The organism is Streptosporangium sp. NPDC048886 (assembly GCF_055586905.1).
Window position 1 is genome coordinate 57,220 of record NZ_JBVJHH010000026.1, and the last position, 13,369, is coordinate 70,588.

General features: G+C 71.4%; 11 protein-coding genes. 6 read left to right on the top strand and 5 right to left on the bottom strand.

Annotated elements, in window-relative coordinates; all coding sequences use genetic code 11:
- Positions 1–3: 3 nt before the first annotated feature.
- The 5 genes from ACZ6R6_RS29485 (at position 4) to ACZ6R6_RS29505 (ending at position 5,837) form a co-directional block, all read left to right on the top strand.
- On the top strand, positions 4–3,060 hold the full coding sequence (locus ACZ6R6_RS29485) for a pPIWI_RE module domain-containing protein (RefSeq protein ID WP_470098719.1): 3,057 nt from the start codon (positions 4–6) through the stop codon (positions 3,058–3,060).
- 52 nt (positions 3,061–3,112) lie between these two features.
- Positions 3,113–3,739, top strand: a complete 627-nt coding sequence (locus tag ACZ6R6_RS29490; RefSeq protein WP_470098721.1) for a hypothetical protein — start codon at positions 3,113–3,115, stop codon at positions 3,737–3,739.
- A 97-nt stretch (positions 3,740–3,836) separates the two neighbouring features.
- The gene (locus tag ACZ6R6_RS29495) at positions 3,837–3,965 is read left to right on the top strand and encodes an Lsr2 family DNA-binding protein (RefSeq protein WP_470098723.1); all 129 of its coding nucleotides are present in this window, start codon (positions 3,837–3,839) and stop codon (positions 3,963–3,965) included.
- Between the two features lie 225 nt (positions 3,966–4,190).
- The gene (locus tag ACZ6R6_RS29500; protein ID WP_470098725.1) at positions 4,191–5,156 is read left to right on the top strand and encodes a D-isomer specific 2-hydroxyacid dehydrogenase family protein; all 966 of its coding nucleotides are present in this window, start codon (positions 4,191–4,193) and stop codon (positions 5,154–5,156) included.
- Between the two features lie 261 nt (positions 5,157–5,417).
- Entirely contained in the window at positions 5,418–5,837 is a 420-nt protein-coding gene (locus tag ACZ6R6_RS29505) for a PPOX class F420-dependent oxidoreductase (protein WP_470098727.1), read from the top strand.
- Between the two features lie 48 nt (positions 5,838–5,885).
- Here ACZ6R6_RS29505 and ACZ6R6_RS29510 read toward each other — a convergent pair whose 3' ends face one another.
- Positions 5,886–6,737: a PHP domain-containing protein gene (locus tag ACZ6R6_RS29510; RefSeq protein WP_470098729.1), complete on the bottom strand. Its 852-nt coding sequence runs from the start codon at positions 6,735–6,737 to the stop codon at positions 5,886–5,888.
- Between the two features lie 344 nt (positions 6,738–7,081).
- Here ACZ6R6_RS29510 and ACZ6R6_RS29515 point away from each other — a divergent pair, with 344 nt between their 5' ends.
- Complete coding sequence (locus tag ACZ6R6_RS29515) at positions 7,082–7,657, top strand: ATP-binding protein (protein WP_470098731.1); 576 nt, start codon at positions 7,082–7,084, stop codon at positions 7,655–7,657.
- A gap of 80 nt (positions 7,658–7,737) precedes the next feature.
- Here ACZ6R6_RS29515 and ACZ6R6_RS29520 read toward each other — a convergent pair whose 3' ends face one another.
- The 4 genes from ACZ6R6_RS29520 to ACZ6R6_RS29535 all read right to left on the bottom strand — a co-directional run bounded on the left by ACZ6R6_RS29520 (position 7,738) and on the right by ACZ6R6_RS29535 (position 13,166).
- Positions 7,738–8,913: a M20 metallopeptidase family protein gene (locus tag ACZ6R6_RS29520; protein ID WP_470098733.1), complete on the bottom strand. Its 1,176-nt coding sequence runs from the start codon at positions 8,911–8,913 to the stop codon at positions 7,738–7,740.
- Positions 8,910–10,208 carry an amidohydrolase family protein gene (locus ACZ6R6_RS29525; RefSeq protein ID WP_470098735.1) on the bottom strand — a complete coding sequence of 433 codons (1,299 nt, stop codon included), beginning with the start codon at positions 10,206–10,208 and terminating at the stop codon, positions 8,910–8,912. The genes ACZ6R6_RS29520 and ACZ6R6_RS29525 overlap by 4 nt, the downstream gene beginning before the upstream one ends.
- The gene (locus ACZ6R6_RS29530) at positions 10,198–11,481 is read right to left on the bottom strand and encodes a glutamine synthetase family protein (protein ID WP_470098737.1); all 1,284 of its coding nucleotides are present in this window, start codon (positions 11,479–11,481) and stop codon (positions 10,198–10,200) included. The genes ACZ6R6_RS29525 and ACZ6R6_RS29530 overlap by 11 nt, the downstream gene beginning before the upstream one ends.
- Positions 11,482–11,687: 206 nt before the next feature.
- Positions 11,688–13,166 carry an APC family permease gene (locus ACZ6R6_RS29535; RefSeq protein ID WP_470098739.1) on the bottom strand — a complete coding sequence of 493 codons (1,479 nt, stop codon included), beginning with the start codon at positions 13,164–13,166 and terminating at the stop codon, positions 11,688–11,690.
- Positions 13,167–13,369 lie beyond the last annotated feature (203 nt).

Here is a 13,369-nt window from a genome sequence, read left to right on the forward strand (position 1 = left end):
CTCATGGGATTCACCTACGACGAGATCCGTCGCGCCGCCTATCTGCCGGCGCCCGGTGCCTCGCCGCTGATCGCCCGCTATCGAGCACTGGCCTTCCCGGAGCACTGGCGCGACAGCCTGCTCGCGTTGTGCAACGCCGGCCGGGATGGTGACGCGGAGCCGTACCGCACCGTCCCCACCTACCGCATGGACGGGGTGTTGCAGAGCCTCGCTCCCGACCTGGTGGTGCGCGGACGGGGCTCGGACAAGCACGGACACAAGGAGGACTTCTGGCTGTACGCTCCGTCCGACCTCCCCCACCCCTTACCCGGCGGGGCGTTCGAGCGGCTGGTCACCGCCTGGGTCCGGAACCTGCGGCCAGCACCGGCACACCCCCGGCAGGTCGCCGAAACTCTCGCCGAGCTGTATGCCGACCCGCCACGGTGGCAGGAGGTGGAAGTGGACCTACTGGGCTGCGACAGCACCGACGGAGGCACTGCGGCCCCCCTCGACAGGCAGTTCCAGCTCGCCACCGACCACCTGGCCCGGCGCATCCTCGCCCTGGACCCCTACGACACCGGCGCCGGCTTCCTGTGGTTCCGGGCCGTTCCGCGCGGTCCGCGCCAGCAGGGTGCAGAGCTGATGTCCCAGCCTCTGTCCCATGAGGTCCAGGACCGCACCTGGTGGTTCTCCGTCGTCATCAACATCTCCATGCACACCGTGCCGTTCTCCGCACAACCCCGGTTGCACATCCACACCGGCATACGGCGCTGGGCCACCCACCCCGGCTCCGTCGGCCGTCTCCGCCTGGCCTTGCGCCGCGACACCTCGGTCTACCTGCGTCCGAACGTGCCGTGGCTTCCCGGAGCCCCCGCCAGCGCACGCTACGCGGTCGCCCGGCTCACCTGGGATCGCACCGAGAAGGCATACGGCTGGCGTGAAGCCGGTCCCGCCGGAATCCTCCGGGACATCTCCCTCGACCGGTCCTTCCCCGACCCCACGGAACTGCTCACCACACCCGAGCAGTGGATCGGTGACGGTCCCGGCGTACGTGCCGCCGTGGTTCACAGCACCCACATGGGCCAGCACGGCGTCAAACCCGGTCTGATGTCCCACCAGCGCTCGCAGATCGTCGAATGGGCCGAGCAGGCGCTTCCCGAAGGGCTGGTCCGCGCCCCCGACCTGAGACGCAGCAGGGTCTCCTCCAACACCCCCGCCAATTCCCGCCTCAAACTGCAAGGTGACGCCAAGAAAGCCGAGGAGGTCCGGGCAGCGCATACCCGCCGCGCCGCGCTGGCGGTGGCCGTACAGTCACTCACGAATGAGGCTCCCATCCCTGGCGGTGTGCCCATCATGGAGTGCCGCCTGCTCTGGCAGACCACCGCCATGCGCGACACCGCCATCACGGCCCTCACCGAGGTTCTCGCCCTGGAAGGCGACGGCGGCGCCCCCGGGCAGGAGGCGTACGACGCGGCCAAGCCCGGCGCCCCCGTGATCCTCCGCTGGAACACCCCGGAGCTCACCGTCGTGTTGCGATGCCTGCCCCTCTCCGGCGGACTCGCCGACGGGCTCGGCATTCCCGTCGGCCGCCGTCCCAGGGGGGAGGCTCTCGCCGAGGCCCTCAAGGCCCGTCGTGCCGCCGTCGCGGACTTTCTGACCGCCGACGGCGGCGATCCGGACGTCCCCACCCTCGCCCTGGTGGAGATAGACCGTGCTGCGGACTTCCCCTCCCCGCTCGACGATCCCAAGTTCGCCCTGCGACTGGGATGCGCCGACGCCGGGGTGGTCACCCAGTTCACCGCCGTCCCCAGAAAGGCCAAGGGCTACAACTCCGAGAAGAACGCGGCGCACCGGGCCCGGTCCGGCTGGCTCGACGGCCTTCGCCAGCTCGGCGTCCGGGTCGTCCCCGAACACACATTGGGAGACCGGCTGCCCGCCGACCTCCACTACGCGGCCGTGCGGATGGTGAAGCGCCGCGCCGACGGTCCCACCCGGCTGGCTCAGCACACCCCGGTCGCCGTCCTGGTCAGTCCCGTGGAACCGGGATCGGGCCAGGGCGTGGTCCGCGGCTGGGACGACGAACAGCACGCCTGGATCCCCTATCCGAAGTTCCTGCTCTGGCTGACCAAGAGCGCCGAGATCTCCGGAACATCAGATGAAACCGACGTAGGAGTGCCCCCGTCGTCTCCGGCCGCCGACGGGCAGCCACGTCCTCGCGTCACCTCCCAGGCTCGGCGGCGGAACATGGAGGAACAGCGCTCGGCGACCGCCTGCTACCTCCAAAGGATGATCCGTTCTCTGTACGGCCGTCCCATCCTGCTTCTCACCCACTCCCAGAACAGCCGGATGCACTGGCCCTGGCTTCAGGATGGTCAGGTCGTACCGGACCTGATCAGGACCGGTCAGGCTGCTGCCGCCCGGCTCAGTCCTGACCTGCGACTGGTCAGGGTCCGTGGCGCGGACGGCCGCGAGACGCCCCAGTGGTGGGGCATCGGCAATCCCTCCGGCGTCAATGGCCTTGCCGCAGGACTGTGGACTGAACCCGCCACCTCCGCCACAGCCTCGGGGCGGGTCTTCTACAGCACCACCGACAAGGCTGCGACCTTCCGTTCCTCCGCGGTGGAGGCCGACAAACTCGCCCCCCGTCCACTCCGGATGGGGAAACGCAAAGGCGAGCTGACCATCGACACCGAGATACCCGCCTGGAACCCCGCCCTCCTGGAGATCGCCATCCTGGGCTGCCGCCCGGCCTCCCCCGGCGAGGAAGGAGACAGCCCCGAAGCCCTGGCTCTGGCCGTACACCAGCTACGCCAGGCACCTGACTATCTCGACTCACTGTCCCTGCCGCTGCCCCTGCACTTGGCGGCGCTCGCCCAAGAGTACGTACTGCCCACCGTCGCCGACGGAGGCGGCAACGGCCCGGCCGACGATTCGACTGCCACCGACGATCTCGCAGGATTGCTGGGTGTGGAGACAATCCTGACCGCGGATGAATCCTCCGATCCAGATCCCGAGCTGGCCGCCGCCTCCGGCCTCGTACGGGCCTCAGATCTTGAGGAGCAGCTCTCGCTTTTCACCTGATTTCGGGATTCAGTTCCGAGGCGCCCCATGTCATCCAGGCAGGCAAGTCCTGATGGAAGCCCACATCAAGCTCCGGCCCATCGAATATCCCGCACCACGGATGTATTTCCACGACCACTCCGGCGGCGTCACAGGAAAGATACGGGTCGACCACCTCGGCGACCGCCTCCCCCAACACTCGCACGAACTGACCAGCCAAGGAGCAGCCCCGATGTACTTGGTCTTCCCCGACAACTCCTGGACAGTCGGTCCCGACGAGGCGGACGTCCGCGAGGCGGTCACAAGCCTCACCCATGAGCATTGGAACCTCTGCCTCGCCAAGAGGATCTCCTTCGACAGGGACGACGAGGACTGGAATCATCCGGACCTGGAATGGTACGTCCAGGTTGCCTGCGGCGGCGTGTACGGCGTCCCCGAAGGCACCTATCAGATCGAACATCGCGCAGGCTCACACCGACGCCACCACTGCGCCTTCATCCAGGACACCGAGCTGATCATCCGAGCTCTGACCGGCTTCGCCCGGATGGACGAGACCTGGGCCACCGGAATCGAGTGGGAGCCGTTGAAGTTCGACGACTATACCCGCGAACTTCTCCGGTTCCCCGACAACCACCCGACCGCTCCGGCCATGCCGAACCCCGCTCCCGACAGGGACATGGGTCCCTTCGACCATGAGTGATCACACGCGTGGAATCACTGACACCTCCGTACCTACCACCGCTGACCGCCTGTATCCCAGTTACCCGATCAGCGAGTCTTTCTCAACCGGAGCGACCATGGCGCAGATCCGTTCCTGGGCCCGCGATCAGGGCTACACCGTCGGCGGCCGCGGCCGTCTTTCCGAGGACGCGGTCGAGGCGTATCAGCATGCAAACAACAAACCTGAAAGAGCAAAAGATGAGTGAGGAGCTGTGGGGCGTCGGCGAGTTCAGGTTCTGCTGCGATTAATTCGCGAACGAACGTCAAAACCAGCGACGCAGTGGCCTGGAGCTGGCAGAAGGGCACGGCTCCTGAAGGCCAGCGGTATCTGAGGCCGCCTGACCAACAGGAAGAGGATCCCTTCCTCACCGGCCGGCAGTGGCGCACCCTGGTCAAGGACAGGTCAACCGGGCGCGGCAGAATGTGGGCCCATGGAAGCCCGCATCGCGATCGCCCCGTCCGTGGAGATGGGGGCGGCCTATGGCCGTGCCAACTCTCCTGACCTCGACCTGTTGCGCTCCAACATCGAGAAGGCCGTGTTGGCCGGTGGGGGCGTCATCGCGCCGCCGGATGAGGCCGACGGCCTGGTGTGGCTCGTCCCCGGGGAGCCGGAGGATCTCCGGGCGACTCTGGACGGGCATCCCGGGATCAGGTGGGTGCAGTTCCCCTGGGCGGGGGTGGAGAAGTTCGCGGTGTCCGGGATCTTCGCCCGGCCGGTGGTCTTCACCTGTGCCAAGGGGTCGTTCGCCGGGCAGGTCAGCGAGCACGCGCTCATGTTGACGCTGGCCTGCCTGCGCAGTGTCGTACGGCAGGCGCGGACGCCGCACTGGTCGGCGGTCGATCCCCGGTCCCTGCACGGCCGGCGGGTGACGATCCTCGGCGGCGGCGGCATAGCCACCGAACTGGTCCGTCTCCTGCAGCCGTTCGACTGCCGGATCCGGGTGCTCCGCCGCCGGCCCGAGAAGGTCGAGGGCGCCGGGGAGACGCTGCCGCCCACGGCGCTGCACGCCGTACTCCCCGAGACCGACGTCCTGGTGCTGGCCCTCGCCCTGACCCCGGAGACGCGGCATGTCATCGGCGCCGCCGAGTTGGCGCTGCTGCCGGCGGACGCCGTCGTGGTCAACGTCGCGCGCGGCGCGCACGTCGACACGGACGCGCTGGTCGGAGCCCTCCGGGACGGGATGATCTCGGCCGCCGGCCTGGACGTGACGGACCCCGAGCCGCTCCCCGAGGGGCACCCCCTGTGGAGCGACCCCAGGGCCCTGATCACCTCGCACTGCGCGGACTCCGCCGAGTACGTCATGCGGATGCTCTGCGAGCGGGTCGAACGGAACGTGCGCCGCCTGCGGGAGGGCCTCCCGCTGGAAGGAGTGATCGACCCCGCCACGGGTTACTGACCGCCTCGCCGGACGACCGCCCTGCCAGATGACCTCCCCGCCAGACGATCGTCCTGCCGAACCACCGCCCCGCCGAACGGCCGTCCCGCCGGACGGCCGCGCTGTCGGGCCGGGATTCGGCCATGGGGCGGACGGCGTGCGGAGGGGCGCGGAGGGGCGCGGGGGCCGGCGCCGTCCGGGGTGTGACACCGTGGACGTATATCTCATGAACCGCATGCGCCACCTCCACCGCAGGGGACGCCGATACGGAGTGGAGAGACCATGTCGAACCCGCCGCTTCCCGAGGAAGCCGTAGCCATGCTGAAGAGGCCGAATCCCGCCGTCATCGCGACGCTCCGGTCCGACGGCCAGCCGGTGTCCACGGCCACCTGGTATCTCTGGGACGACGGCCGGATTCTGGTCAACATGGACAAGGGCCGCAAGCGGTTGGACCACATGCGCAACGACCCCCGGGTCACCCTCACCGTGCTCGACGAGGACAACTGGTACACCCACCTCAGCATCATCGGGCACGTCGCCGAAATATGTGACGACACGGGTCTGACCGACATCGACCGGCTGGCCCAGCAGTACCTGGGGAAGGAGTATCCGCGGCGGGACCGCGACCGGGTCAGCGCCTGGATCGAGATCGACCGCTGGCACGGCTGGGGCACGCTCAAGGACAACAGCCAGCCCGGCTGAGGCCCGTCCCCGCCGAGACATCGGTGGTCGAGGTGGCCGACGGCCCCCTCACGCTCCGACGAGGGGTGCGGTGCCCGTCGCGGTGGCGACCATCTCCTGGTAGACGGACGGGTCGGTGGTGAAGGCACCGAGCGGGGTGGTCTTGTTGGTGCCGTGGTAGTCGCTGGAACCGGTGATCCGCAGGCCCAGGTCGCGGGCGAGCGAGCGAGCGTGCGCGCGCTCGGCCGCCGGGTGGTCCGGGTGGTCGGCCTCGATGCCCCACAGGCCCGCCGCCGCGAGTTCGGCGACCAGCGCGTCGGGCACGACGTGGCCCCGGACGCCCGCGCGCGGGTGCGCCAGCACCGAGACGCCGCCCGCCTCGTTCACCAGGCGGAGCGCGGTGAAGACGTCGATGTCGTCCTTGGCCAGGCGGTAGCGGCGGCCCAGCCACTGCGGGCTGAAAGCCTCGTCCACGGTCGCGACGAGGCCGCGCCGGACGAGCGCCCGGGCGAGGTGCGGGCGTCCCACCGTGCCGCCGGCCGCGTACGCGTTCACCTCGGGGACCGTGACGTCGATGCCGTCGGCGTTCAGCAGCGCCACCGTCTTCTCCGTCCGCCGCTCGCGGGACCGGCGCACCCGGGCCAGCTCCACGGCCAGCGGCCCGTTTCCGGGATCGAACAGGTAGGCCAGCAGGTGCAGTCCCACCGTCGGCCCGTCGTACCACCGGCCCGACAGCTCGGCGCCGCGCACCAGCGTCAGCCCCGGGGGCAGCGCGGCCGCGGCGGCCTCCCATCCGGCGGTCGTGTCGTGATCGGTGAGCGCCACCACGTCCAGCCCGGCCGAGGCAGCCTCCCTCATCAGGTCTTCGGGGGAGTCCGTGCCGTCGCTGGCGGTGGAGTGGGCGTGCAGGTCGATCCGCATGTCGCCAGCCTCTCAGCAATCCGGCCGACCCGGGACCGAGGCTCAGCCGGGCAGGGCATGTGGGCGGGGCACGTGGTGGGCAGGCATGTGGGCGGGACACATAGGCGGACGTCCGCGGTGTCCCCGACGGCGAGGGGGCCGAGGCCGGCACGCACGCCGGCACGTTCCGGCTCGGCTGGGCATGCCCCCGGTACCCGGCCCATGGGGCATGAACGATCCGCGTACCTGCCCCATATCGACGTCGAACATCCTGTTTAGGGCTATTTATCAGTAACCGCGATGATTTTACAAAGATTTGTACGGCCCACGGGCATGGCCAGACGGATCGCGGGGACGGTGACGCGATGACATCGGAACTGCTGGGGCACGTAGCGCTCCCCGGGGACGTCGCGTCCGTCCCGCAGGCCCGGCTGTACGTCCGCGACCTGCTCGGAGCCATCGACCACGACCGGCTGGACGACGCGCTCCTCCTCGTCACCGAACTGGTGACCAACTCGGTGCGGCACTCCGACTCCGGCCGCCACCCCAACGGACAGGTGATGGTGATCGTCACCAACCACGCCGAGACGATCCAGGTCGACGTGACCGACCAGGGATCGGCCAGCCACACACCCCATGTCCACACGGATGTGGACTGCGACAGCGGCGGGATGCGGGGGCTGTGGCTGGTGCAGCAGCTGGCCTCGGCGTGGGGGTGGCACGACGCCCCGGCCGGACGCGTGGTCTGGTTCCGGATGGCCAAGCAGCCGTCGGAGCGCCCCGGGCCGGCGGCCCATGGAAACTCCCCCGCCGGTCCCGGTGCGCCGGTCCCGGGCCTCCCCGCTCACGGCGCACCGGTCATAGGTCTCTCCGGTCACGGCGCACCGGTCCCGGATATCCCCGCTCACGGCGCACGGGTCATGGACTCCGCAGACCGTTGATCTGTCCGGCGCGGCCGTTCGGGATCTCGGCTGATCTGTCCGGCCCGGCCGTTTCGGGACCTCAGCGGCCGTTCGGGATCTCAGCGGCTGTCGGCGCCGATCAGGCGTGCGGCGGCGAGATAGGCGGCGAGCAGGCTCTCGGCGACCGCCGTCACGGTCTCGTCCCCCGGCAGGAATCCCGGACTGTGCAGGCCCGACGGGGTGTCGGTGCCGACGAACATCATCAGCGACGGCACGGCCGAGGCGAAGTAGGCGAAGTCGTCGGCTCCGCAGGAGCGCAGGACGGCGGGCGCGTGGTGAGCGCCGCCCGGGACGAGGGCGAGGAGGCGGGCGGTCTCCTCGGCGAGGCGGGCGTCGTTGACGAGCACCGGCTCCCCGCGTGCGATGAGCACCTCCGCCTCGCAGCCGTGGGCACGGGCGACCCCGTCGGCGATCACGCGGAACCGGTCGTGGAGCTGCTCACGCCAGACCTCCGACATCGTGCGGAGGGTGCCCCGGGCGACGGCGTCCGCCGGGGTGGCGTTGGGGGCGGTGCCCGCCGCGACCGTCCCGAAGGTGACCACGGTCGGCGTCATCGGATCGGAGTCGCGGCTGACGAGCTGCTGCGCGGCCACGATGATCTGGGCGAGCGCCAGGACCGGGTCGCGGGAGAGCTGCGGGTAGGCCGCGTGCCCACCCTGGCCCCGCACGATCAGCGTGAACTCGTCGGCGGAGGCGTTGACCGCGCCGGGCGTGCAGGCCGTCTCGCCGGCGGCGAGCACCGGCTGGACGTGCGCGGCGACCATCGCGCCGATCCGGTGCCGGTCGAGCGCGCCGGACTCGACGATGTCGAGGGCTCCGGAGGGATAGGTCTCCTCACGCGGCTGCAGCACCGCGACCATCGGCGCGGGCGCTCCCACGCGGTCGACCGCCCTGGCCAGCGCGGTCAGCGCGGCGAGGTGGACGTCGTGGCCACAGGCGTGCATGGCGCCGTTGCGCGCGGCCCAGGGGACGCCCGTCTCCTCCACGATCGGGAGGGCGTCCAGCTCGCCGCGGACCCCGACGGCCGGGCCGTCGCCACCGATGCGGACCAGCGCGCCTGTCTCGGCCACCCGCTCCGGCTCGGTGCCGGCGGGCAGCGCGTCCAGCACGCGTTTGAGCGTCGGCTCCTCCCGGCCCGACACGTACGGCTCCGCGTGCAGCTCCCGCCGCAGGTCGCAGGCGTCGGGCAGCTCGGCGTGGAGCGCGGCACGGAGCCGCTCGTGAATGCCGCTCACGCGTCCTCCCCCAGGCGGTAGACGCGCCGGGCGTTCTGGGAGCCGATCATCGTGGCGACCCGTACCGCCTGTTCCCGGCTCCACTCGCCGTCGGCGACGAAGTCCGACAAGACGCGGGTCATCGCGCGCCGCCAGAGCAGGGCGCCCAGGTGGTGCAGCTCCGCGGGGCCCCAGGCGTCCGAGGAGAAAAGGATCTTGGCGAACGGGGCCAGCTCCAGGCTCTCGGCCACGACGGCCACGCTGCGCGCCCCGGTGTAGTTCACTCCCAGGCCGACGTCGAAGTAGACGTACGGGTAGACCTGGGCGAGGTAGCCGGCGTTGCGGTGGAACGGGTAGCAGTGCAGCAGGAGCAGCGGGACGCCCGAGGGCTCGGCCAGCTCGATGAGCCCGCGCAGCAGCAGCGGGTCGGAGCGGTGGAGGTCGACGTCGGGGTCGCCGTACCCGATGTGGAACTGCAGCGGCAGGCCGCGCTCGATGCCCTTCCAGATGAGGTGGCGCAGCAGCACCGGGTCGTCGACGCGGATCCGCCCGGTCCGCTCGGCCGTCCGCAGCCAGCGGCCGGCCGCCGCCGTCACCTCGCCGGAGGCGGGCGGGCTGGGGTCGAAGTCGAGCCCGTGGCGGTAGGCGACGATCGTCTTCAGCCCGCGCGCCGTACGGCTGCGCTCCCAGAGGGCCGCCTCGAAGGCGGCGGCGAAGCCGGCGGCGTCGGTCCCGTCGGCGACCACCCGCTCGGCGACCGCCTCCAGCCGGACGACCTCGTCGGCGGGCCTGCCGGTGACGGCGGCCATCCGCGCCGGGTCGAGGATCTCGTCCCCGCGGTAGCCGGTCTCCACCAGGAAGTGGCCGATCCCGCTGGCGGCGAGCAGGCGCCTGTTGACCTCCTCGGTCCCGAGTTCGGTACGGCGGGCGAGGTAGGTCTCGGGGTCGGGGTGCGGGTCGAGGCCTAGCACGGGCGCGCAGTGCCGCAGGACGGCGAACCCGATCTGGGAGTCGAACTGGGTCATCCAGGCGGGCACCGGCCGGTCGGACTCGGTGATCAGCTCCTCGAACTCCCGCCGCGACACGTCGCCGGCCAGGGCGCCGTGCACGTGGTGGTCCACCAACGGGATCGCCCCGATGACCTCCTCCAGGGAACCGGCCCGCCCCGGGGACGCGGCCCGCTCCGAGGGCCCGACATGGCCCACGGCCCCGGCCCGCTCCGGGGGGCCCGGCCGCTCCGGGGACCCGCCCGGCCCCACGGCCCCGGCGCGCGCCAGCGGGTTGAAGGACTCGGGGGTGAGGGACTCAGTGGACATCGGCGATCCTCCGGCAGCGCTCGGTGTCGTCCTGCCCGGCCAGGGCGGCCAGCTCGGCCCGCTTGACCGCGAGGTAGGTGGTCAGCAGGTCGGGGGCGAAGAAACCGCTTACGACGTCGTCCTTCTCCAGCTCGTTCAGCGCCTCCTCCTGCGTCCGCGGGAGCGGCGGCACTCCGGAGAGCTCCTCCTCGGTGGCGGTCTCCGGCCAGACGACGGGCTCGGGGTATCCACGCCGGATCCCCTCCAGCCCGGCCCGGAGCAGAACGCCGAGCGCGAGCCAGGGGTTGGCGGTGGCGTCCGCGGCCCGGTATTCGAGGTTGTGCTGGGCTCCGGCGTCCGGCCCGGTCCCCGGGCAGATGCGGAGCATGGCCTCCCGGTTGCGCTCGGCGAGGAAGGCCCCGCCCGCGCTCCACCGGTGCGGGGTCAGCCGCAGGAACGACACCGGGCTCGCGGCCGTCACGGCCGTCAGCGCGGGGGCGTGACGGATGATCCCGGCGGACAGGCGCGTCCCCAGCTCCGACAGCCCGCCCGGCCGGGACGGGTCATAGAGGACGGGGGCGCCGTCGGCGTCGCGGAACGACAGGTGGATGTGCACGCCGTTCCCGCTGCCCGCCGGGTCGGGGAGCGGGGCGAAGCATGCGCGGAGCCCGCGCCGCCGGGCGAGGTCGCGGACGAGCTCGCGCAGCAGCACCGCCCGGTCGGCGGCGACGAGGGCCTCCGCCGGGCTGAGCGTGATCTCGTGCTGCGCCTCGCCGTACTCCGGCAGCCAGGTCTCGGGGGCGAGGCCGGTCTGCTCCAGGAGCGTCACCAGGTCGGAGCCGAACGGCTCGGCGGTGCGGTATCTCTCGAAGGAGAACGGTGGCGAGGGCGGCAGGCCGGCCAGCGTGAACTCGTGCTCGAACGAGGCGATCACGGTGACGCCGAGCTCGGCGCGGAACTCCTCGACGGCCGCGGCGAGGAACCCGCGGGGGCAGCACTCCCAGGGCGTGCCGTCGGGCAGCGTCTGGTCGGCGAGATACAGCCGCGTGCCGGGCAGGTCGCCGTCGGCGGGGATGTCGACGCGGGTGGCGGGGTCGGGCATGAGCCGCAGGTCGCCCGCCGAGCCGAACACGTTGTCGGCGATCGACCCGAAACCGGTGATGGCCAGGTCCGCGGGGACCCAGCCGGTCCCGCTGCGCAGCAGCGCCTCCTCGCGGGAGGCGGGTACGGCGCGCCCGCGGAGCTGCGCGGCCAGGTCGCAGGTCGCGGCGTAGACGGTGGGTGCTGCGGTCATGGCGGGTCGTCGCTCCTGGTGCTGTCGCTGTGGTTGTTCACCGGCCCGTTCACGGGCCTGTTCCCGGTCCGGTCCGCCGGCCCGTTCACGGGCCTGTTCCCGGTCCGGTCCGCCGGCCCGTTCACGGGTCTGCTCCCGGTCCGGTCCGCCGGCCCCTTCATCGGCCTGTCCGCCTATCTGCTGCCGGAACCGCTCCCGGGACGGGGTCATGGCCGGGCCGCCTTCTCAGGGGCCTCAGAGGCAGGGCTCTCGGACCCGTCGGCGGGACCGTCGGCCTGGGTCAGCTCGGCGGTCAGCCGCTCACCGATCCGGCGGGCCAGCTTCGGCGCGGCGAGCACGGCCGCCATGCCCGCCAGGCACCAGGCGGCGGCGATCCACGGGAAGTAGCTGAGCGGGCTGTCCTGTCCCACTGACTGGTTGTAGAAGACGAAGCACAGGTAGGCGATGGCGAGCACCGGGATCACGATCTCGTGCCGGGGGATCTTCCCGCGCCCGGAGAGGATAAACGCGATCACACCCGCCCCGGCGACCGCGTAGGCCACCAGCAGGCACAGCACGCCGAGCGTGGCGAACCAGTAGTAGGCGTCGAAGGCGTGGACCCCGGTGAGGTCGAGGATCACGTCACCGGCCACGGCGAGGACCAGCGCGGCGACCAGCGCGACGGTGGGGGAGCCGGTGCGCCGGTCGGTGCGGGCCAGGGCACCGGGACCGAAGCCGTCACGGGCCAGGGCGAACATGAGCCGGCTGGCCGCCGCGGTCGAGCTGATCGAGGCCGCGAACGCCGACGCCACCGCGGTGAAGGCGATGACCAGCGAGAACCACGTGCCGATGTAGGTCTGCGCCAGCGCCGACAGGGAGGACTCGGACCCGGAGAAGGCGGCGACCCCCTTGTCGTCGGTGCCGAAGCCGACGGTCTGGGCGAACATCACGAAGACGTACAGGCCACCGGTGAGCAGCACGCTCCCGGCCAGGGCGCGCGGGACGTTGCGGCGCGGGTCGGCGGTCTCCTCGCCCAGCGACGCGCACGCCTCGAAGCCCGCCCACGACAGGAACGCGAACACCGTGGCGGTCATCACCGCGCTCATCGTGGTGCCGCCCAGCCCGAACACCGACAGGTCGAGCGTCTGCCCGCCGGGCGCGTGCCCGGCCCCGGTGCGGATGACGATGATGGCGCTGAGCACCAGCATGCCGACGATGCCGACGCCCTCGACGATCAGCAGGGTCCGCGCGGTGATGCGGGACTCGCGGGAGTTGACGGCCCAGACGCCGACAGCCGCGACCGCGGCCACGACGGACCACGGGATGTGCAGGGACAGACCCAGGGCGGCGGCGAACGCCTCGGCGAACACCGCGGTCGCCGCCAGCGTGCACACGGCGAAGAAGATGTAGGTCCCCAGCAGCGCGAACCCGCCGAAGAACCCGGCCCGGGGGCCGAGGGTGACCCCGGCCAGGGCGTAGACCGATCCGGCGTGGTTGAAGTGCCGCGTCAGCCGTACGAACCCGTAGGCGACCAGCGCGACCCCGACCAGGCCCAGCACGAAGACCAGAGGTACGGCCTTGCCGACCGTGGCCGCCACGCCGGCGCCGTTCAGGGCCATGGCGAGGGTGGGGCCCATGAGCCCGACGGACAGGGCGAGCGCCTCCCAGAGGCGGAGCTTGCGAGGCGGACGCAGTTCTTCGGTCACGGCACCTCCTGATGGTGACGGCAGCACCGGCGGCGGTCGCGACCAGCACTTGTCGATGAAACATAGCTTTCACGAAGACCATCAACAAGAATCCATGAAAGATTTGTTACATCTCCGTCGCCGGAGGCGTCGCGCGGCCGGAGGCGGCCCCTGCGGGAGGCGGCCCCTGCGGGAGGCGGTTTTCACTCGACGGCGGCGTTCAC